The organism is Stratiformator vulcanicus, assembly GCF_007744515.1.
Lineage (GTDB): Bacteria > Planctomycetota > Planctomycetia > Planctomycetales > Planctomycetaceae > Stratiformator > Stratiformator vulcanicus.
Window position 1 is genome coordinate 2,077,704 of record NZ_CP036268.1, and the last position, 21,981, is coordinate 2,099,684.

16 protein-coding genes are annotated in these 21,981 nt (G+C 57.7%); 13 read left to right on the top strand and 3 right to left on the bottom strand.

Going from position 1 to position 21,981, the window contains the following annotated elements; all coding sequences use genetic code 11:
• Nucleotides 1-7: 7 nt before the first annotated feature.
• Nucleotides 8-1,405, bottom strand: a complete 1,398-nt coding sequence (locus tag Pan189_RS08090; protein ID WP_145363431.1) for an arylsulfatase — start codon at nt 1,403-1,405, stop codon at nt 8-10.
• 163 nt (nt 1,406-1,568) lie between these two features.
• Here Pan189_RS08090 and Pan189_RS08095 point away from each other — a divergent pair, with 163 nt between their 5' ends.
• The 13 genes from Pan189_RS08095 (at nt 1,569) to Pan189_RS08155 (ending at nt 19,771) form a co-directional block, all read left to right on the top strand.
• Nucleotides 1,569-2,324 (top strand): ATP-binding cassette domain-containing protein, encoded by a 756-nt coding sequence (locus tag Pan189_RS08095; RefSeq protein WP_145363432.1) that lies wholly within the window; start codon nt 1,569-1,571, stop codon nt 2,322-2,324.
• A gap of 161 nt (nt 2,325-2,485) precedes the next feature.
• On the top strand, nt 2,486-3,964 hold the full coding sequence (locus tag Pan189_RS08100; protein WP_145366127.1) for an ABC transporter permease/substrate-binding protein: 1,479 nt from the start codon (nt 2,486-2,488) through the stop codon (nt 3,962-3,964).
• Nucleotides 3,965-4,046: 82 nt separating this feature from the next.
• A complete protein-coding gene (locus tag Pan189_RS08105; RefSeq protein WP_145363433.1) occupies nt 4,047-4,397 on the top strand; it encodes a gamma-glutamylcyclotransferase family protein in 351 nt (116 codons plus the stop codon).
• Entirely contained in the window at nt 4,369-5,511 is a 1,143-nt protein-coding gene (locus Pan189_RS08110) for an FAD:protein FMN transferase (RefSeq protein ID WP_145363434.1), read from the top strand. The genes Pan189_RS08105 and Pan189_RS08110 overlap by 29 nt, the downstream gene beginning before the upstream one ends.
• A 59-nt stretch (nt 5,512-5,570) precedes the next feature.
• A complete protein-coding gene (locus tag Pan189_RS08115; protein ID WP_145363435.1) occupies nt 5,571-6,794 on the top strand; it encodes a hypothetical protein in 1,224 nt (407 codons plus the stop codon).
• 146 nt (nt 6,795-6,940) lie between these two features.
• Complete coding sequence (locus tag Pan189_RS08120; RefSeq protein ID WP_145363436.1) at nt 6,941-8,536, top strand: Gfo/Idh/MocA family protein; 1,596 nt, start codon at nt 6,941-6,943, stop codon at nt 8,534-8,536.
• 117 nt (nt 8,537-8,653) lie between these two features.
• The gene (locus Pan189_RS08125) at nt 8,654-10,792 is read left to right on the top strand and encodes a vWA domain-containing protein (RefSeq protein ID WP_145363437.1); all 2,139 of its coding nucleotides are present in this window, start codon (nt 8,654-8,656) and stop codon (nt 10,790-10,792) included.
• On the top strand, nt 10,789-13,950 hold the full coding sequence (locus Pan189_RS08130; protein WP_145363438.1) for a hypothetical protein: 3,162 nt from the start codon (nt 10,789-10,791) through the stop codon (nt 13,948-13,950). The genes Pan189_RS08125 and Pan189_RS08130 overlap by 4 nt, the downstream gene beginning before the upstream one ends.
• 122 nt (nt 13,951-14,072) lie before the next feature.
• On the top strand, nt 14,073-14,885 hold the full coding sequence (locus Pan189_RS08135; RefSeq protein ID WP_145363439.1) for a pseudouridine synthase: 813 nt from the start codon (nt 14,073-14,075) through the stop codon (nt 14,883-14,885).
• A gap of 25 nt (nt 14,886-14,910) precedes the next feature.
• A complete protein-coding gene (locus Pan189_RS08140; protein WP_145363440.1) occupies nt 14,911-15,789 on the top strand; it encodes a dihydroorotate dehydrogenase electron transfer subunit in 879 nt (292 codons plus the stop codon).
• 31 nt (nt 15,790-15,820) lie between these two features.
• A complete protein-coding gene (locus Pan189_RS08145) occupies nt 15,821-17,155 on the top strand; it encodes an alkaline phosphatase family protein (protein ID WP_145363441.1) in 1,335 nt (444 codons plus the stop codon).
• Between the two features lie 485 nt (nt 17,156-17,640).
• A complete protein-coding gene (locus tag Pan189_RS08150) occupies nt 17,641-19,224 on the top strand; it encodes a HEAT repeat domain-containing protein (RefSeq protein WP_145363442.1) in 1,584 nt (527 codons plus the stop codon).
• Nucleotides 19,225-19,231: 7 nt separating this feature from the next.
• Nucleotides 19,232-19,771 carry a hypothetical protein gene (locus Pan189_RS08155; protein WP_145363443.1) on the top strand — a complete coding sequence of 180 codons (540 nt, stop codon included), beginning with the start codon at nt 19,232-19,234 and terminating at the stop codon, nt 19,769-19,771.
• Nucleotides 19,772-19,819: 48 nt separating this feature from the next.
• Here Pan189_RS08155 and Pan189_RS08160 read toward each other — a convergent pair whose 3' ends face one another.
• Both Pan189_RS08160 and Pan189_RS08165 read right to left on the bottom strand, forming a co-directional pair.
• On the bottom strand, nt 19,820-20,218 hold the full coding sequence (locus Pan189_RS08160; protein WP_145363444.1) for an acyl-CoA thioesterase: 399 nt from the start codon (nt 20,216-20,218) through the stop codon (nt 19,820-19,822).
• A gap of 35 nt (nt 20,219-20,253) precedes the next feature.
• The gene (locus Pan189_RS08165; protein WP_145363445.1) at nt 20,254-21,843 is read right to left on the bottom strand and encodes an amidophosphoribosyltransferase; all 1,590 of its coding nucleotides are present in this window, start codon (nt 21,841-21,843) and stop codon (nt 20,254-20,256) included.
• Between the last annotated feature and the right edge of the window lie 138 nt (nt 21,844-21,981).

The following is a 21,981-nucleotide window of genomic DNA, read 5'->3' on the forward strand; positions in this document are numbered from 1 at the left end:
CAAACCGTTAATTGCGGTTCGGCCGTCCTTTGGGTTTCCACAGCGGTGAAGGCACGTGCGACTCCTTCATCAGTCCTTCCATCTCGGCGACGATCTCAGGGTGTTCGCCCGCGACGTCATGGTCTTCGCCGATATCTTCGCGGAGGTTGTACAGCTCAAGCTTCTCGGCATCCCACGGCTGGCGGATCGCCTTCCACTTTCCTTTTCGCACTGCCTTGCGCCCGCCCTGCTCGTAAAACTCCCAGTAGAGATAATTGCTCTCCGGCTGGTCGGACTCTCCGAGCAGCGTTGGTGCGAAGCTTACGCTGTCGAGTCCAAGATCCTCCGGAACGCTCGCCCCCGACAGTTCAGCCGCGGTTGCGAAGAAGTCGCCGAAGTAGCTGGCGTGGTCAGTCACTGATCCAGCTTCGATTTTACCCGGCCAACGGGCGATCATGGGGACGCGAATCCCGCCCTCATAGAGCGCCCGCTTCAACCCTCGCAGCGGACCGTTGGAATCGAAGTACTCCGACCGATTCCCGCCTTCGTTGTGGGGGCCGTTGTCCGACGTGAAGAGCACGATTGTCTCGTCGTCGATATCAAGTTCGGCGAGCTTGTCGAGCACGCGGCCGACATCGGTGTCGAGCTTCTGAATCATCGCCGCCAGCCCCTTTTGTGGCTCCGGCCAATCGCGATCGGCAAATTCGCCGAGGTCGGGAACTTCCATTCCGCGCGGCCCTCCTTGATTGTTGGCGTGCGGCAGGGTGACCGCCATGTAGAGGAAGAACGGCTCGTCTTTGCTCTGTTCGATGAAATCGAGAGCGTTCTCGGCGATCAGATCGTGGCTGTAGACATTCTTTTCGCTCGCGACGCCGCCACCGCGGCTGTCTTCGTCCGGCACGACATTGTCGACCGAAATCCGCTCCTGATTTCGATACAAGAACGTCGGATAGTAGTTGTGAGCATGATGCTGATTGAGATAGCCGAAGAACTCATTGAAGCCCTGCTTGTTCGGCACTCCGGTTGAGCCCTCTTCTCCAAGACCCCATTTGCCGAACAAACCGGTCTTGTATCCGGCGTCTTGCAGAACTTCGGCAATCGTGACGTCACCGGGCTCCAGAGGATACATCGCGTTGCCACGGATGCGGCAATGACCGGTGTGCATGCCGGTCATCAGGACGCAACGCGACGGAGCACACACGGTCGAGCCGGCGTAGAAGTCGGTGAACTTCATGCCCTCGCCGGCCATCTCGTCGATCCGCGGCGTCTCGAAGTTCGTCTGCCCGTAGCAGCCGAGGTCTCCGTAGCCGAGATCATCGGCCAAGATGAAAATGATGTTCGGCTTGTCGGCGGCGAATAGCGAGGAAGCGGTTAGCGAAACGACGGCAAAGGCCGCCGTCAGGCAAATCATCGAGTGACGAAACATATCGATTCCGTGTGCGGATAAGGTGTCGGATCAGCGCATGGTCTTATAAAAACCTAACCTCGTGGCCCAGCTCTGGCAAATTGGCGGGCGGAACCGGCCGTGCAACCTCGGTGTTGAACCGATAGGCTGAGCAAGAAGTCTGTGCTCCGTCCGGGATGGTTTTGTGTTTGAACTGCGGCAGGTGTCGAAGAGCTACGGCAGCGTTCAGGCGCTGCACCCGCTCGACTTTGTCCTCGAGAAGGGCAAGACGACGGTTCTCATCGGGCCGAGCGGCTGCGGGAAGTCGACCTTGCTGCGACTGCTGGTCGGCCTGATCTTGCCCGATGCCGGAGAAATGCGATTCGAAGGCGAACCGATTCGACGCTCTGATTGGCAGCAGATCCGTCGCCGGATTGGTTACGTCATTCAGGAAGGCGGCCTGTTCCCCCATCTGACCGCTCAGCAAAACGTCGAGCTGATGGCCGGCTACCTCGGCAAAAACGATTCGGAGATGCGGTCGCGAATCAACGAGCTGGCCGCGATGACGCGGTTGGCCGAAGAGGCGATCGAAAAGTACCCCTCGCAATTGTCCGGCGGCCAACGCCAGCGCGTGAGCCTGATGCGAGCCCTGATGCTCGATCCCGATGTGTTGCTGCTTGACGAGCCGCTCGGAGCGCTCGACCCGATGGTGCGTGCCGAGCTGCAGCGAGATTTGCGTGAAATCTTTCGGTCACTCGGCAAAACGGTCGTGATCGTGACGCACGATCTGGCCGAAGCGGAATATTTCGCCGACCGGATCGTTCTGCTCAGAGACGGCCGCATCGAACAGAGCGGACCTGCGAAAGAGCTGACCGGCACGCCGGCCAACGAGTTCGTGCGTGAGTTCGTCTCCGCCCAACGAGCCGTCCACTCGAACGAACCGCAGGGGGCGAACTCGTGAGCAATTTATTGTTGAGAACGACTACTGCGATCCGAGCCCGAGGCGCGAACCGTCGGGAGCGCACCCAGCCGAACGTCCCGACGGCTCGCGCCTCGGGCTGGTATGAAGACATAAGACGATTGTCCTGCGCGATTATCCTCGCGTGGTTTGCGTTGCCCGCGATGGCTCAAGAGGCCGCGGAACCGGCGCCAAAAATCACGATCGGATCGAAGACCTTCACCGAATCGGTCATTCTCGGTGAGATCGTCGCGGCCGTCGCGCGAGAGGCCGGGGCGGAGGTGATCCATCAACGGCAACTCGGCGGGACCGAGGTCGTCTGGAACGCTCTGAAGTCGGGCGGGGTTGACCTCTACCCCGATTACACGGGAACCCTGCGCGTCGATCTGTTCGACGATCTGAACCTTGAAACGGATTCGGAGTTGCGGGCGGAGCTGAACAAGCTCGGCCTCTCGATGAGCGAGCCGCTCGGCTTCCAAAACACTTATGCCATCGGAATGCTGAAAGGCCGTGCGGCCGAGTTGGGAATTGAGACCATTTCCGATCTGCGTGATCACCCCGACTTGAAGTTCGGCTTTAATCACGAGTTCTTGCAACGATCAGACGGTTGGCCCGGTCTGCGTGATGCGTATCGTCTGCCGCAGCGCGATCCGATCGGCCTCGATCATCAGCTTTCCTATGTGGCATTAACGAGCGGCAAGATCGACGCGGTCGAGGTGTATTCGACTGATGCGAAAATCGCTCAGCTCGGGCTGACAGTCCTCGAAGACGACCGCAATTTCTTCCCCGATTACAGCGCCGTCCTCGTCTACCGCCAGGATTTGGCTGAGCGGGCCCCGGAGGTTCTGCGGAACATCCTGACATTGGAAGGGGCGATCTCTGAAGAGCAGATGCGCGGCATGAATTCAACTGCCGAACCGCCCGAGGGACGGGGCGAGCCGGAGTCGGTCATCGCGGTCGAGTTCGTGAACGAAAAGTTCGGTTTGTCCGCCGTCGCGACGACACGGAGTCTCGCCGAACGGATTTGGCTTCGTACGAAGCAGCATCTCCTGCTGGTTGGAATCTCGGCAATCATGGCGATTCTGACGGCGGTGCCATTGGGCATTGTGGCGACGAAGTTTCCCGCCGTCGGGCGAGTCATTCTGACCGTTGTGGGCTTGCTCCAAACGATTCCGTCGCTGGTCTTATTCGTTCTGGCCATTCCGATTTTTGACATCGGGATGACGCCGGCGATTGTCGCCCTGTTTCTATACAGCCTGTTGCCGATCGTGCGGAACACGCATTCGGGACTGATCGGTATTCCTCGCGGTGTGCGCGAGTCGGCCGAAGTCCTCGGTTTGCCGCCGCTGGCCCGGATGCGGCTCGTTGAATTGCCGCTGGCGGCACCGTCGATTCTCGCGGGAATCAAGACCGCGATTGTGATCAACGTCGGCACCGCGACGCTCGGCGGATTCATCGGCGCCGGAGGATACGGCGAGCCGATCTTCGCGGGATTGCGGAAACAGGACACGTGGCTGATGCTGGAAGGGGCGATCCCCGCCGCGGTGATGGCACTGGCGTTTCAAACCCTGTTCGACATTCTGGAGAGGGTCATCGTGTCTCCCGGACTGCGTCACGCGAGTTCGTCGCATTCTGAAAATTGATTCCAAGAAGTGAACGGAACGAATTACTTCATCCCGCGCCGCGTGGTCGCGCCTCCGCGTCGCGAAAACTCGTCGGATCAACATGGATCGTCGTCTCCCGCTGTTCGTCTTCGGCACGCTGCGCCGAGGTGAAAGCAATCACGATCGGCTCAAAGGCCGTTACGACCGCGTGCTGCCGGCGATATTGAATGACTACGAACGCATCGATCCGCTGATGATCGACGCAAAACCGGGCGGCGTTGTCGATGGGGAACTCTTCTTTCTGACGACCGCCCTCTACGATGTCATTATGGCTGACTGCGATGAGCTTGAAGAACTGCCCCCCGGCGAAATGCGGGGGGAGTGGTACGAACGTCGAACGGTTATTGTGACTACGAACGAAGGCTCTTTCGAAGCATGGGCTTATGTCCGACCGAGCGTCGCGCGGCAGTAAACCACCGGCTGATCATGGCGAACAGCCCGCCAGTCGCCGCGGCTTTTTGCGTGGTGACTCGGCACGAAACGCCCTCGAAGCGGCACAGGAACAATTGGCCGATGAAGTCGCCGGCGAAGAGTCGCTCATTCCCACGGCCGGCCCGACCGTTAGGCTCAGCACGCAGGCGATGGCCTGTGAGTTTTCGGTGGTCATGAATCCGGGACCCGCTTCACAGGTGATGCGAGCTTCGGACGCCCTCGACCTCGTCCATGTTCTAGAACAGAAAATGACGGTCTATCGGGACGATGCCGACCTCGTTCGCGTCAACGAGCAGGCGGCTGATGGGCCGGTCCCGGTCGACGAAGACCTCTTCGAAGTGCTGGCCCTAGCCTTGGAACTCTGCGAGCAGTCCGACGGTGCGTTCGACCCGACCTCGGGCCGGCAAATCGACCTCTGGCGGCGCTGCCGAGCGGAGCGACGTCTTCCGACCCAGCGAGAACGTGACGAAGTGCTTGCCGCGACGGGTTGTGCTGACGTCGCCCTCGATCGCGAGGCGAAGACCGTGCGTTTTCGCTCGCCGCAGACGTCGCTCAATCTCGGGGCGATCGGCAAGGGGTTCGCTCTCGATCGGGCCGCCGAATTCCTTGCGGAACAAGAGGTCGACGATTTCTTACTGCACGGCGGACACAGCAGCGTCGCCGCGCGGGGAAGCCACGCCGGTCACGATGGCTGGCCGGTCGGCATCGGCAATCCGCTGCTGACGTCCAAGCGGTTCGGCACGATTCTGTTGAAGGATCGAGCGATGTCGACGAGCGGGTCGAACATCCAGTATTTTCGTCACGAGGGGCGCAAATACGGTCACCTGCTTGATCCACGAACGGCCATGCCGACCGACGGACTCCTTTCAGTCGTTGTGACCGCACCTTCCGCGGCATTGGCCGATGCCCTCTCCACCGCATTTTTTGTGATGGGTGTCGAAAAGGCTCAAACATTCTGTAATACTTATACGTCGGTCGGGGCGATCCTGATCCCGCCGCCCACGCGAGGCGGTCGGCTCGACATTGTGAGCATCGGGATCCCCGACGAAAATCTGTTTTTAGATACTGATCAACTCGTCTGTGGGTCTGATTAGTCGACCGCCCCCTCCCGCCTTGGTCGATTAGCATGCCCCGTGCCCGCTGGATTTCCGAAGTGCCTGATATTCGTCGCGTTTCCGTCTTCGCCTGCGTTGCCCTTGTTACCCTTCGATTGTTCATCGGATGGCAACTGCTGCACGAGGGACTTTGGAAAACCAATACGATGGACTCGGCTCGTCCGTGGTCCGGTGAAGGTTTTTTGGCGAACGCCCACGGCCCGCTCAGAGACCAATATCGATCGATCTCCGGCGATCCGGACAGTCTCGATTGGCTCGACTACGACAAGGTCGCCGACCGTTGGATCGACTGGAAGCAGCGTTTCATTGAGCATCACCCCGACCTGAGTGAGAGCCAGCTTCGAAAGCTCAACGAGTTGGTGGATGGCTACGAAGACTTCCGTGCGGAACTCGTTGAACTGCCCGAAGCGGTTGAATTCCCGCCGAAAGGGGTCGAAAAAGGGGCGATCCGTTTCGAGCCTGATTCGAAGCGTTTGATCGTTGATGGAAAGCTCCATCTGACGCAGCGGGAGCGAAACCGGCTGATCACGATGGCTCATCCCGATTGGAAAGACGGCGACGAATTGCCGTCCGAGTACGCCAAAGCCGTCGATTTAGTCTTCAAGCGGGCTCAGCGTTTAGGCTATCTGGAGCGTCTCGCCGCGGTCCTGAAAGGCGACCCCGAACGCATCACCTATGACGTGACCGACCGCGACGGCGAAGTCATGGAATCGTTTGTCGGCGAGATCGATGTCTATCGAGCCGGGCTGAAAAAATACAACGAAGACTTGGCCGAAGCCGATCAGGCATTCGAATACGACCATCTCGCTAGTCAGTGGAAAGATCTGCAGGAACAGCGGTTGGAATTGATCAGCCCTGTCGTCGCCCTCGAAACAGAAATGCATGACACCGCGGCAAAGATGTTGACCATCGAGCAGCTTTCCCGCGGCCCGGTTCCCGAACCGTGGACGATGCTGCGGATTTCCGACGCGATGGTGATCACCGGCCTGTGTACGCTCGGGACGCTGTTGATCATCGGATTTGCAACTCGCTTCGCCGCGGCTTCGGCGGCGATTTTGGTACTTTCGTTTTACCTCGTCTGGCCGCCGTGGCCCGGCGTGCCCGAACCGCCGGGGACCGAGCACTCCCTCATCGTCAACAAGAACTTGATCGAAGTTGCGGCGCTCATCTCACTGGCTGCCCTTCCCACGGGGACATGGTTCGGCGTCGACGGCATCATCGGACGGTTGTTTGCCGGTCGAAAACAGGCGAAGCAGAGCTAATTGGTGAACTCAAAGCGTCGAGATAGTTTGGCGCGGCGATTCGGGAAAAACCTGACCCTCATCCAGCAAATGATGGTCCGGCAGCGTAGAATAAAGACACACAAGGTCGAGGTTGAGTTCCGCCTCAACATTAAGTGAGAAATGATATGAATCTGACGCCTGAGCAAACTGAAATCGGCAAAGACAACTATCACGAATCGGTCGGCGGTATCCGTCGCCGTGAGTTTCTCGCCGGGGCCGCCGCCGCGACGACCGGCCTCGGGGCGATGTATTTCGGCTACGAGAAGGTCTCGGGTTCGCCCGTCAAAGTCGGGTTCATCGGCACGGGCGACGAGGGAAACATTCTGCTGACCGAGCATCCGGCCGACTACATGGATGTCGTGGCCATTGCCGACGTTCGTCCCAGCAATCAAAAGCGGGCCTTCCACGGTGATGGCAACAAGCACCGCAAAGGCTTGAAAGAGGTCTTGGGTAGCTCGGCTCCGAAAAATGTGCGAGTCTTCAACAGTCATAAAGAATTGATCGCCGCGAAAGACGAGCTCGGCCTGGAAGCGGTCGTGATTGCGACCCCGCTCGTCAGTCACGCGCCGATCGCCATCGCCTGTCTGAACGCCGGGTTGCATGTGCTTTGCGAAAAGCTGATGGCCAAGAGCATCGGCGAGTGCAAAGAGATGATTCGCGTTGCACGCGAAAACGACCGCCTGCTCGCCGTCGGGCACCAGCGGCACTACAGCGTGCTGTACGACAACGCCAATCAAATCGTCCAGCAGGGATTGCTCGGCGAGATCAAGTTCATCCGAGCCCAGTGGCACCGCAACAATTCGTTCCCAAATCGGGATAGCTGGGTCAAACTACCCGATGTGATAAAGAAGCACCCCGAAGACATAAAGGCGCTCGAGGACAATCTCGACGTCATTCAGGAGATCGGGTTTGAGACGCCGGAGCAATTTATCGAGTGGCGACTCTTCAACAATACCGGCGGCGGTCTGATGGCCGAGCTCGGAAGTCACCAGATGGACGCCGCAAGCATTTTCCTCGGCAAGGTCCATCCCGTCGCCGTCCAAGGTTTCGGCGGCCGCAACTTCTACGGGATTAAGGGTGTCGGCCCGAAAGACAAATGGGACGACAAACGAGAGATCGACGATCAGATCTTCGTCACGTTCGAGTTCCCCGGCGACCACTACGAAGAAGACCAGGACGACAAGTGCATCGTCACTTATTCTTCAATGAGCACGAACCGCTTCGAGCCTTACGGCGAAAGCGTCTACGGCAGTCGTGCGACGCTCATCATGAAAGCCGAGAAAGACGCGCTGCTTTATAAAGAAGCTAGCGCCGGCAATAATGGCGGAGGTCCCGATCAGCGTTTGTGGGTCGTCAATAACACCAAGGATGGCGGACCCGTGCTGGAGGCGTACGAAACCACGACATCCGCCGCAACCACTTCAAAGCAGGCTTCGCCGGACGATGTCAGCCGCGGCTATCGCGAAGAGATGGAGCACTTCGCCTTCGCGATCCGCAATCAGGGCGAATATTACCCCGGCGGCAAGCCGCTTCCGCCGAAACAGGGCGGTCTGCGTTGTAACGGTGAAGTCGCGATGGCCGATGCGGTCATGGCTTTGACCGCCAACTTGGCGATGAAGCACAAGCGTCGCATCGAATTCCGTCCCGAGTGGTTCGAAGTCGAAAGCTCGGCGACTCCGGAGGAAGACGTGAAAAAGATGGTCGGCGGGAGCCTCGCCTGACCTTCGATCAGGAGGCGACTTCAAAATCTTTAACCCGACCGATCAATTGATCGGTCGGGTTTTTTCAATTTGATCATCTTTTTAGAAGTAAACCACCAATCCGTATCGACTCCCCGCGTGCCGAAACTCGCAGATTCGATTGACCGCCGAACGTTGTTTGACCTCAATATATTCGCACAACTCCAACTCGTTTGGGATGGGTTCACGCCTATTCCCGCGATGGTCGTTTTTGGATGTGTCACAGCGTTGCTCTTGCTCGTTCTCGGGCGAACGGTCGCGCTCGCGGGATTCTCGCGAAGAGCACTTTCGCTATTGGTCGTGCGAGCGGCAGCGATCATTGTGCTCGGATTTATTGCAATTCTCCCTCAATTGGCGTGGGAGTCTGACCGAATGCCGCGCGTGGCGATTCTCATCGATTCTTCTAAAAGCATGTCGCTCCGAGATGTCAACGATGGCACCCGGACACGTCACGCTGCTGCCATCGATTTTATGAAGGGCGTCAGCAATCACCCTCGATTGGCGGGCAGTCGATTTTTCGTTTTCGCCGACGCCGTCCGGGAAGTATCACTGTCGGAATTGGAGTTTGATAACGCCAAGTTCGACATCGGAACGCGGAGCCGAATCGCCGGGGCGATTCAAAATGTCAAAGAGAACTCAGGCAGCGAGCAACCGGACCTCGTGATCGTACTTAGCGACGGAATCGAAACCGATTCGGAATCCGAGACAAGTGAGCTAGCCAAACCTCTCGACGAAACCCCGATTGCAGGCGTGTTGTTTGGGAGTGATAAAGACCCTCCCAACTTAAGCATTGAGAAGATTACGTCGCCAAGAACTGTTTTGTCAGGAGTTGATTTCGAGGTCCTTGTGGAATGGTCGGCAGTCCAAATGGCGAACGTCGATTTCGAGATTGCCGTCTTCGCCGATTCCAATGAAAAACCGATTACTTCGAAAGTTGTCACGATCCGTAGTGACAATGCGAAAGGAAACACATCGCTGGAAATCCCGCACTTGGCCGAGGAGACGCAGGATTTTGAAATCCGAGTGAAATCGATCGGTAAGCCTGAATTCTTAATGTCGAATAATCAAAGGTCTTTCCGGGTGAGCCGATTTTCCGAACCGCTCAAAGTTCTGCTAACCGGTGAATTTCCGAGTTGGGAGTTTCGCAGGCTCAAGGGGCTTCTTAAAAATGTGAGTGGAATTGAGCTGACAATTTATCTCGCTTCCGCCGATCAGGAATACGCGGCGTCCGATGCTTCCGTTGTCGAATCGCTTCCTGACAATTTGCAACCGTTTGACGTGGTTGTCCTCACCTCTGGACCTACTGCATTCTTTCAACATGGTCTCTCGAAAGTTGTAGCATCCGGGACAGGGGTTGTCGAAATGGACACATCGAAAGAGTTGCTCACGTCGAATAGGTCGACTCTGGAAATTACGCCGATCGGTCGTCAAATCTTAAATTTGCGGCCGCGAGATTATTTGAATGTAGAAATTCAGTCTTCCTCTAAAGACGAAGCCAATCTTGAAACGGGTGAACTAGTTCTGTTTCGCACAACAGGTCGTTCTTCATCGCCCGTTCTAACGGTACGGCAAACTGGCGAGTCGATCGTGCTGTCGCAGTATCCGGATCGCTCGTGGCGGCTGCTGGCTGCTGCCGATCGCTCGCTCTATGAACGGTATTGGCACGCTCTGATCGAATTCGCCGCGCAAAGCCATGATCTTGAAAGACCGATTATTAATATTAATCATCGCCTCGATCAGACAACCGGTGAGTCAGTATTCGGTATCGAAGATCGGCGGATTGCCCGCACGCCTTCAAACTTGTTGCTGAATATCGTCGACCCGGCCGGCAAAAAGTCGCAGGTCGAACTGGCAACCGAACTGAGTAACTCGCAGAGCCGAATGTCAACACGTGTCGGCCCGCTGCCCGGCGGGCACTACTCGGCTTGGGTCGGCTCACGACAAGGTTTACCGGGGGCATCGGCAGTGTTTTCCGAGCGAATCAAATTTCGCGTCGCTCCGACTTCCACCGAATTGACTCGACTGGCAGCCGATCGATCGTCTCTTGCGGCAATGGCTGACGCATCCGGCGGAAGATTCTTTACGGACTCCGATAGCGAGGCTTTTCATTCATTCATCGACTCCCTCGAAATTGAGAAGCAACGTGAGTCGATCGGACACTCCATAACCGCCTATTCTTTGCTATTAGCGGCCTTTGTCGCTTTTTTGCTAATTGAAAGAAGGGTGCGATTGTCATGACCGCCAATGGGGACAATCGAAACGTCGAGACCTTACTCGGTTGGAGTGATGCGGCGGAGCGAGGTTTGGCAACGACCTCTCGATTGGATCGACTTACCAACGCCCTCTTACTTTGCGGCGGTTGTTGTGTGATTGTGGTCGGACTCTTGTATTCGCTGGCTTGGCCAAGCGGTGTCGACCGGTTATCCGTTCTTGGTCTCTTAATAAGCGTTGCACTCGTCGCAGCGTTTCTTATATTCCGGGACTCGTCCATTCGTGGCGCGAATCGCCAGTTGAAGTTCGCACTAAGAATTGGGGGATACAGCCGAATCGCGACGGCCGTTGAAGTGGCGTCGCCCGATCGATTTTCCGGGTCTAGTTCGCTCGGGAACCACTATGCGAGACATGCGATTAAAGCCGTTGGCATACCGCAGGTTTCCTTTCGTGATGTCACGCTCCGCTACATGATTAAGGGGGTGATTGGAACCGCGATGATCATTGGCTCGATAATGGTCGCGATGTCGGCTGACAGTCGCTCAAGTCACCCAAGCGTTCCTGAGATCGAATCAGATTTAAGGGCGCGCTCTCAATCGCAAGCGGCGAAGTCTTCGCTTATTAGTTTCTCCGTGGGGTGGTCTCATCGATCGGATGAGCGAAGCGACGAGCCTGTCTTGCTCGGGCCTTGTCGGGTCGTGCCCTCGAATGCCGATATAAGGCTCTCGGTCGTGTTTGATGGCGACGTCGAAGGCATTGCCGTTCGTGACGAATCCAATGCGGTGCGAGCCACTCACGCAGAAGTTGTTTTCGATGGCGATGAAGTTGAACTGCGTTTTCCCGCCGGTGAACCGGGGGCGTTTCGATTTGTTGTGCTGTGGACAGACCGCGAAAACGATACTCAATACGCATATCAAATGACCGAGCCGATTGAAGTCGTCGCGGCCCGTTCACCGAGTGTGTCGCTGAGCACAGAGTTGTCGTCAGTCACACCGAATGGGATTGTACGCGCGACGATTCGAGCCGCGGATGAGTTCGGATTAGTGCAGGTCGGTGCCTTAGCGAACAAGGGCGCCGAAACGTTACGAGATAATAGCGTCGATCTTAAGGCAGACCGAACCGGTGCTGCCCCGCTTCGCGTTGTCGCTGAAGAAGTCGTATTTGATCTTCATGGATCGCAACTCTCCAATGGAGACGAGCTAAGAATTATCGGCAATGCGGCCTCGCTCAGCGGGATGCAGGGATCGTCGGCACTCATCGAAATTCGCATCGTCGCTCCGGAAGCGAAGCGGGCCGAACTAATCGCAAAAAGTAAACGGGAACTGGATTCGCTTCTCGTATCGATTGATCAATGGCGAAAGTTGGCACGAAGAATACTAGGCGATGGAGAAGACCCGGCTCAGTTTCGACAGTCGACCGTTCGGCTTTATCGCCGCATTCGTCTATCGGACCAGGGGGCTGCCGGTCGAATTCAACAGATCGTATCGGCCTTCGACGACAATCGAATCGACGCATTCGTGCCATCGGACAGGCTTCGCATGGTTCAGGAGAAATTGACGCAGACATCCGAGGGGCCGCTCGCGGACTTAATTCAACGGCTTCGCGAAAACCCGGAAACTCCGCTGTCGGCGGAAACCCAGTTGTTGATTTCTGACATATTAAGGAGGCTCGAAATAGTCGAGAGTCTTTCCGCAGAGATCGCTCAAGATGGAGTGAGCGAGAGCACCGTCGTTGACCGTGTCGAAATAAGTCGCAGAGCGATTGAATCCATTGAACGCATTTTGTCACTTCAGGAAGGCCTGTCGGGGAGATTGGACGGCCGAGAGAGTGAAGGTGATCGACGCGGGCTTTTATATGAGGCGGAGGAAATCGTGACTGAAATGACGGTGCTACTGAAGGCCGCCAATGTCGCTGAGTTGATAAAGGTCAAACCGGAGATTGAAAGGGCGGGGCAATTGACGTTGGCGGGGCGTGATGACATTCAGGCCGGGCAGTATCAGAGTGCAGCCGAGTTCTTGATCGCCAGCGAAGAGCTGCTGCAATCGGTCGCGGGCAAATTGCAGCGTGACGTTCTTCGGATGGAACGATCAATTGCCGCTCGCCGGAGCAAAGCCATTGGTGACCGGTTCTCGGACATATTTGAGGTACAGGATCAGATTCGGACATCGGTTCTCGCGATTCACGCGGAGAGCAAAGCCGGTTTCAATCGCTCTCTAAAATTGCGCATGGTTGAAAATGGAGCTGCGCAGAGAAAAGTGATGCGTGAATTGTCGGCGTTTCGGAAAACCGGTGGATTGTCAGAACTTTCTTCGGCGGCGACTTCACTCTTAGAAAGTACGATGACAACCGCGGCTGATTATTTGGACGCTCTTGATATTGAAGCGGCCGTCACTTCACAGGCGGCCCTTCAATCGCTGATCTCGTTCATTAAGGCGATCGTTGAGGAGAGTGGCCAAGAAATTCCGTCAATTAAAGAGTTGGCGGAAGCTCCGTCACAGGCCGAAGTCGATCCGTCTATCCGGATTGCCAGTAGTGTGTTGCAACCGCTGCAAGTGTTAAGAAGGCGGACCGAGGATTTGGACGACACGAATCGCCAGTTGAGAGGCGAAATAGCCCAGTCGCACCGACTTCTCGTCGAACTCGCGACCGCTGTGGCCGCACTGGAGCCGGAGACTTCCGCTTCTACGGACGAAAATAAATACAACGGACCTTCAAGAGAACTGCTGTCACTCATCGAGCGACTCCTTACTAAGATCGCCGAGGCTCTTGAGTCAGACGATGGATTGGGACCGGTGCGTGATTCGCAATCGGAACTGATTCTCCTGCTATCGGATCGACTGAACGTCGAAGGCGCCGCAGCCGAGGACGTCGGGGGAGGTAGTGCCAGTGGTAGTCCCGAAGTGACGGGGCCTGACGGCAGCGTGGGCAGTGCGAGTGGAGGTCAATCCGGGAGCGATGGGGGCGTATCGGCGGGAGCCGCTGCGGGGGGAGCATCGGGCGGCCCGGTTGATGCCTCGACTGGCGAAACCGATATCGCATTGCAGGCCCGGTTGCGGCTGACCTACGGGCGATGGGGCGAACTCCCCGACCGGCAGAGAGACCAAATCGGGACCATCGGTGGCGTACGGCCGCCGACACGTTTTGAAGCGGCAATCGAACGCTACCGTCAATCCATCGCGGAGTGAGGCGGCTGCGGTTAAACTCAGCAACTCCCAGTTGTCTCGCCGCGGGACGCATTGCTGTCGAAAGTGATTTTGTGACGTCGCAAAGAAAATCTGACCAAACTAAAGCTCCGAAAGCTAGGTTCGTGCCGGAGGCGGAGAGCCGACTGCAGAAGGTTCTCGCTGAGGCCGGGCACGGTTCGCGCCGCGCGTGCGAAGAGTTGATTTCCGAGGGACGTGTGACGGTCGACGGCGAGACGGTCACAGAGTTGGGGACGAAGGTCGATGCCGACCGGCAGGATGTTCGCGTCGACGGCGAACGGCTCAAACTTCAGCGGAAGAAATACTATCTGCTGAATAAACCGACGGGCTTCCTGTGCACGAATAGCGATCCGAGCGGGCGTCGTCGCGCGATCGATCTGATTGACGACCCGAATGCTCGGCTCTTTACGGTCGGACGTCTCGATGAGTCGAGTGAAGGATTGCTGCTCGTCACGAACGATGGCGAACTGGCCGAGCGGCTCTCGCATCCCCGATATGAAGTCGTCAGGAAGTATCGGGTCCAGGTCGCCGGGGTTCCCGACGCCGAGACGCTCAAGTCATTGCGGGAAGGTCTGCGGTTTTCTGATGGCGTGTTTCAAGTGTCGTACGCCCGGAAATTGAAGACGCACGGCAAGAGCGCATTTATCGAGGTCGAGCTCACACAGGGGCAAAATCGTGAAATTCGTCGGCTGTTCGCGCGGTCCGGCCATAAAGTGATGTCGTTGCAGCGGATCGCCTTCGGGCCGCTCAAACTCGCGCGACTTCCGGTCGGCCATTACCGCCCGCTTCGGGGTGAAGAGTTGAAACAACTCAAAGAATTCGCGCGAGGCTGCCAGCCGAAGAAGCGGGTCAAGCGAAGCCGCCGGCCGAGCGTCAAACGAAGCGGCGTTAAAAAATCGACCGAAAACCGCGGGTAACGCTGATTGACAGGAAGGATCGACTATGCCGACGGCAGGCACGACCGGTTCGGGACTTCATCCCGCCGCGCTCACAGAAATCGCGACGGTCGTTGAGCAGGAGTGTCTGGCAGAGCGCACTTATCGGCTGCGGCTGTCGTGCCCGGAAATTGCGTCCCGAATTACGCCGGGGCAGTTCATTATGATCCGGCCCACGAGTGGGAGCGATCCACTGCTCGGTCGACCTTTTGCGCTCTATGATACTTACTTCGAAGACCGTCGGCCCGTGGGGCTCGATTTTGGTTACGTGACGATCGGCAAGCTCACCGGTTTGATGCCCGATTGGACTGCCGGTCAGCAGGTTGAGGTTTGGGGGCCGCTCGGGAACGGATTCGAGGTGCCGCAATGTCGCCACTTGATGATGGTGGCCGGCGGAATTGGTCAGACGCCGTTCGTTGCGGTTTCGCGTGAAGCGGCAAGAGTAAACGCTTACGGCTCGCCCGCGCGTGAGGTCGCCTCTCGCCCCGAGCGGATGACTCTGTGCTATGGGGCCCGATCGAAAAATTATCTCGCCGGTTTAGATGACTTCAACGCGCCGGGGCTTGAGGTGCGACTTTCGACCGATGACGGATCGGCAGGACATCATGGATTTGTCACGGAGCTATCGGCTTCAGTACTCGACAGCGATGACCCGCCTGATCTGGTTTATTGCTGTGGTCCCGAACCGATGATGGAGGCGGTCGCGGAGCAATGTGTGTCGCGGAACGTTGAATGCTATTTGTCTCTGGAGTCGCCGATGGCGTGCGGGTTCGGTGCCTGCTTTAGTTGCGTGGCGAAAGTTCGCACGGATGACGGCGAATGGGATTACCGTCGCAGTTGTGTCGAAGGGCCGGTCTTTCCGGCCGATCGCCTGATCTTTGATTAAAGCATCGCGAATATAGAAAAGGTCGCGCCCGATGAAGTCTGTCGTTTTACTTTCCATTCCCGGCCTGCGGTCGGAAGACATCGCCAAGATGCCGTCGCTGAAGTCGATGGCAGAGCGTGGGGGCACGGTTCCGCTATCCCCGACGTTCCCCTGCGTGACCTGCCCGGTGCAGATCTCACTCTCGACTGGAACACCCCCCTCCGAGCACGGCGTGATCGCGAACGGATTTTTCTGGCGGGACCGTGGCGAAGTCGAAATGTGGACCGCGTGGGACGAGGTGATCGAGTCGCCTCGGCTTTGGGATCGGCTCCGCGGTCACGATTCGTCGCTGACTTCCGCCGTGTGGTTCCCGATGTTGTCGAAGGGAACCTCGGCTGATTACGTCTGCACGCCGGCACCGATTCATAATCCCGACGGCAGCGAGTCGCTGTGGTGCTATACGAAACCGGAGGAGTATTACGGAGAACTCCGCGATTCGATCGGTCATTTCCCGCTGATGAATTTTTGGGGACCGCTTTCGAGCATTAAATCATCCGCATGGATCGTCGACTCGGCGATTCACGCGGCGAGGAAATATGAGCCTCGTTTCTTTTGGATTTATCTACCGCATCTGGATTACGCCGCACAGAAGTACGGGCCCGATTCTGATCAAGCTGCCGCGGCACTGGTGGAACTGGATCGCGAAATCGCCAAGCTCAGTGAAGGTCTTAATGAAACGCTTCCGGGAGATGTGACATGGTTGGCCGCGAGTGAGTATGTCATCACGCCGGTCAGCGACGTGCAGTTCCCGAATCGATTGCTGCGGGAATTGGGGCTGCTGTCGATCGACGATCAAGATGGCGCGGAACACCTCAACCCGGCCCGCAGCGACGCTTGGGCACTCGTCGATCACCAGTTCGCCCATGTATTCGTGAAGAATGCGGAAGATGTCGAGCGGATTGCGCAGTCGATTCGCGATGCGGGCATCGCCGAGCGCGTGCTTGTCGGATCCGAGCGGGCGGCGGTCGGACTCGATCATCCGCGGGCGGGTGAGATCGTGCTCGTTTCCCGATCGGATTCCTGGTTCGCCTATTACTGGTGGACCGACGATGCCAAAGCCCCCGCGTTTGCGCGCACGGTCGATATTCATCGCAAGCCCGGTTACGACCCGGTGGAGATGTTTATCGATATGCCGAGCAAGCAGACGCCGCTCGACGCGACGTTGGTGAAAGGCTCGCATGGGTATCCGGCCGATGATGATTCTCGACGTGGCGTTCTGATCGCTTCGTCGGCCGGGCTAATTGCGGACCGCTCGTCGGGTGTTTCCGATACCGATGTGGCGAAAATGGTGCTGTCAGAGTTCGGGATCGATTATAGCGACGTTTGACGGCGGACACGTCTTTGCCATCAAACCACTATTCCTTCGGGCGCGGAGGGCTCAGCGATCTGATTGTGACGCTTGGGTGGACTCGAACGGTTATGCCGATTCCTCAGGCGACCGGCGACCGTGAAATCGGATCGTCGCGCACTCATCGGCGTTCGATTAAAGCGCATTTGGCTTAACCCGGCCGTTCGATGCGAATTTCGACTTAAACTTTTGTGCCGCTGAATCAGTGGATTTCGCGCGCCGGGTCGCATTCCGCGGAGTCGTATCGGTTGCTCCGGCAATTTTGGAGCCGCTTGCCGGAGTCTTCCGAAATTACGAAGGCGGAACGCTTTCACACCTGCGCATCAAGCATCGCCTATTGGCATTTCGAACCGGCCAATTGTACTGCTGAATCGACTGCGGCCCACGAATCGCGGCTTAAAGCGATTCATTAGCGAACGTTGTTAAATCTGATTGAGTGTCTTTTCCTGCCCGCGAAAGCGTCCATGTCTTCGCCGCTTGAGATCACGATCGAAGCACTGAAGCGTTCGAACGCTCCTCGCGTTGAAGATGCGCTGGTTCCGACGCTCGATTCGTCGCGAGCCTCCGTTCGCGATCATGTGACCGACATCTTGATCGAGCGTAATAGCGTTCGTGGGGCGATCGAGCTGATTCGCCGACTCGAGAACTTGAGCGAGTATCAACGGTCGCAACTCAAAGGCTCGCCTGAACTGGTTAACCGCGCTTTGACGCAATGCATCCGGTACGGGGACGACAATCTATGCCGCAACGGCTTATCGATTGCACGCGAGACCGATAAGCCGCAGTTCATTCCGGAGATTGTCGGCAAACTTAGTTCCGTCGATGACGGACCGGTGCGGGACGATGCAATCGAAGCCCTGACTTCTCTGGTCAATGGAATTCATGACCGGTTGAATGATCCGGCCGACACGATGCCGGACGCCTCGGTCGGACAGTCACGGCTCGATACCGTCAACGTACTCGGTCAGGCTTGTCACGCGGAACGCATTCGCAATCCTGAGCCGGTCATTGAATTGCTGCTCGCGCTGGGCAAGCCGAGCGACGAAACCATTGCGCAATTGTTCGGTCGCACGGCGGCGCAGAACCGCGAAATCGCCGGCCAGCTGGTGCAATCGAGTACGCACCCCGGAGTGATGCAGCTCGTCCTCGATTATTTGACGCAAAAATATCCGCCCGCCAAAGTCATTGAAGCGCTGAAGACGCGGACCGATCCGGAGTTCGTTGCCCATTCCCTCGCGTGGCTGCCCGATCAATTGAGCCAGCGTGAAGAGTCGAATTTAGCGCAGCTCGAACAGGTCGACTGGTTGATCGAAGACCGATCGTTGCTCGCATCGCTGCCGGATGAATTGCAGGGCAAAATTATCCGCTACGCCGAGTCGACCGGCTTGCCGGACCGCGAACGTGGGCTGCTGACGAATTGGCTCGTCCGCAATGGAAGCGCCTCTGCGCGGCGGAGTACGTCGAATCAGCTCAGCCGGATGACCCCCGATGAGGCGCGCGAAATATTGGTCGGCAGCCTCGAGTCGCCCGATCGAGACGTTGCGGCTTGGGCGGTCAGTGAATTACGAACCCGACGGGTGTCGGACGCCTTCAAGCTTCTCATCGATCGACTCGACGACCCGTCCGAAGCGGTCCGGGATGCGGCCCGCGAGGAACTCGGCGGCTTCACCCTCGATTACTTCCTGACCGTCTTCGAGAAGATGAATGAGGACGCGTGCAAACGGGCCGGTGAATTACTTCGCAAGATCGATCCGGACCTTGTCGAGAATTTAAATCGTATTATCTGCGGCCCGATCCGGCGTGATCGCATCCGCTCGGCCTTCGCAGCCGCAAAGCTCGGCTTGCTGGAAGAGGTCCGCGACTCAATTGCGACGCTCCTGGACGATGAAGAAAGTGTCGTCCGTCGTACCGCGGTCGAGTTGCTCGGAATGCTCGGCGACGCGCTAGCCATCGAAGACATTACGGACATGCTCGACGACCCGAGCGACCGCGTTCGCGGAACGGCGGAGCAAGTGCTGAAAATGCTCGGCGCGCAGCAGCCCGCCTGAAATTGGAATGAATCAAATGCTATTCGCCGACATCCTCTTCGACTTCTCGGCCGAGATCGGGCTGCTCGCCGATGTGAATCGTCTCGCGGAAGCCGGGCGCTATATGGAACGCCCGATGTCTCCCGGCGTGCAACGGATGCTGATCTTTTCGATTCTCGGCATCGCGGCGTTCTGGGGGGGCTTGTTTCTGTGGGACAAATTCCGCAAGCGGATTCGACCGACTGGTTCTCCGATCGCGGAACTCGCCGGCGAACTTGCAACCGCGCACAAACTGAGCCACGAGGATCAGCTATTAATCGCACGAGTAGCGGAGCGACTTAAGATTGACGATGCCGCCGTCGTATTTATCGACCCGGACGTCTTATCGGAGTACGCCGAGCAACGCCCGGCCGATGCAACGGCGGCGAAGAACTTAATGAATCGCCTGTTCGGCGAAGCCATTCTTGGCGACGAAGTTTTAAACTCGAATCGATCGGCCGAGGAACAGAGTTTTGGCGATCGGGATCAAGACGGAACATTAGAGACCGAACCGACGTTGGCGACTTAAGCGAAGTTAACGGGCTGTTCGAGATCGCCGGGCAAGAAAATAATCTCGTCAGGACCCCTCAAATAAGTGCGGAAATAGCCGGCTCATCTGATGAACCTTGCCGTTGCGGTCGATGCAGGCGAGTGTCGTTTTCGCCGCATTCAACAATTGATCGCCCCGCTTGATTTCGTAACTATGAATCAGTTTGGCGGGAGAAACGTCGGCGATCCGGGTCGTCAGCGTGAGCAGGTCATCGTAATGAGCCGGTTTCTTATAATTAATCTCCGCTTTAACCAGTACCAATAGAAGGCCGGACTCTTCGATCGCGCGGTAGGTTCCGCCGGAGGCCCGCAGCATTTCCGTCCGGCCCTGCTCGAAATAGGTCAGGTAGTGCGACTGATGCACGAAACCCATCGCGTCGGTTTCGGCATAGCGAACACGAATCTCGATTGTATGTTCGTGCAACATTGTTAAGAGACTGTGCCTTGAGCCGTGGGGGGCAGTCAGGATCGCGCCGCCAGCTCCGGGCGGTCGAAGACCCGGCTGGTATCGACTCCGTTGCCGTCGGAAGAAACGCCGGTCAGTTGATAGAGCCGCTGACCGTGAGCCGTCGGGTACTCGGAGTCGACGCACGCCTGGCACAGTGCCCCCGCCTGCATCGACAGCGAGCGGCTGATCGCTTCGACCGGCAGATAGCGGAGGCTGTCCGCCTCGAGCACAACGGCCATTTCCTGTTCCATTTCGTCGGTCAAACGCATTTGCCCGTTCATGAACTTCGGGGCGAATAGCTCGTCGACCGTCGACATGTCGATTCCGTAGTAGCAGGGCGCGACGATCGGCGGGCAGGCCACGCGAACATGCACCTCTTTGGCCCCGCCCCGTTCGCGAAGTTGTTTGACCAACGTCTGCATTGTCGTCGATCGCACAATCGTGTCTTCCACCAGAATGACACGTTTGCCTTCGAGGACTTCGGGAACCGGAGTGTATTTCATCTTCGCTTTGTCAGCGCGGTTTCCGCCTTCAATGAAGGTCCGGCCGACGTATCGGTTGCGGAACAAGCCTTCGAGGCACGGCACGTTGAGCTGATAGGCCATTGCGTCGGCCGCGGCTTTCGCCGTATCGGGCACAGGAACAACGATTGTGTCTTCATCCGGCACCAAACGTTCCTGGGCGGCCAGTTCTTCGCCGAGCCGGCTGCGAACTAGGTAGACCGAACGATCGTCCAGAACGCTGGCGACGTTCGCGAAGTAGATCCACTCGAAGAAGCAGTGCGCGGTCCGAGAGGCCTCGGCGAACCGTTCAATCGACAGTCGACCGTTCTCGATGATGATCGCGTGGCCCGGCGCGAGGCTGCGGATGTTCTTCTCCGAGAAACCGAGGTTCGCCAGCGCGACGCTCTCACTCGCGGCGGCAAACAGCGGGCCTTCGATCGCATAGCACAGCGGGCGGATGCCCAGCGGGTCGCGGGCGGCGAACATTTCCCCGGCCGCGCTCAGATAGACGATGTTATAAGCGCCGTCGAGCTTCGCCCGCAGGCGACGCAGCAGTTCGGAGATCGGCGGACGATTGTCGCCCGATCGCTCCCGCGAAATCAGGTGCATCAAGATTTCGGTGTCGGTATCGCGGGAGAGATGGAAATCAGGCTGGGCGAGAATTTCGTCGCGCAATTCGCGGTAGTTGGCCAACTGTCCGTTGAAGCCGAACGAAAACCACTTTGCCCGCTCGATATGATGTCGCTCGAACGGTTGCGCGTAATTGCGATCGTCTTTGCCGCAAGTCGCGTAGCGGACATGGCCGATCGCGGCCGGTCCGCGATTCTGCTCCATGATCCGCTGGTAGAGCTGCTGCTGATTGAGGTGGAACACCTCGGTGACACCGCCGACCTCTTTGAAGGTCTTCAGCAACTGGGACCGACTCTCGTTGTAGGTCGTCATCCCGGCGGCGAGCTGGCCGCGGTTTTGCATGTCGAGCAACAGCCGCGGAATCAGACGCGAGATCTGATCGGGCCCCTGCGGCGGGGCGAGCGGGCTCGGCGTGTCACTGGGAAGGTGATAGACCGCGGCTATCCCGCACTCGTGAAACAAGTCCGCCATTGGCGTAGCGCCCCTGGATGATCGGCTCAGCATCCTGCTATGAACAGCTCCCTTGCAGCGCTATCATACCGGCTTGTTGTTTCGGATACAGGGAACCTTTTGGCAACCCGGTCGGTCGGGTCGATTCACCGCAAAATC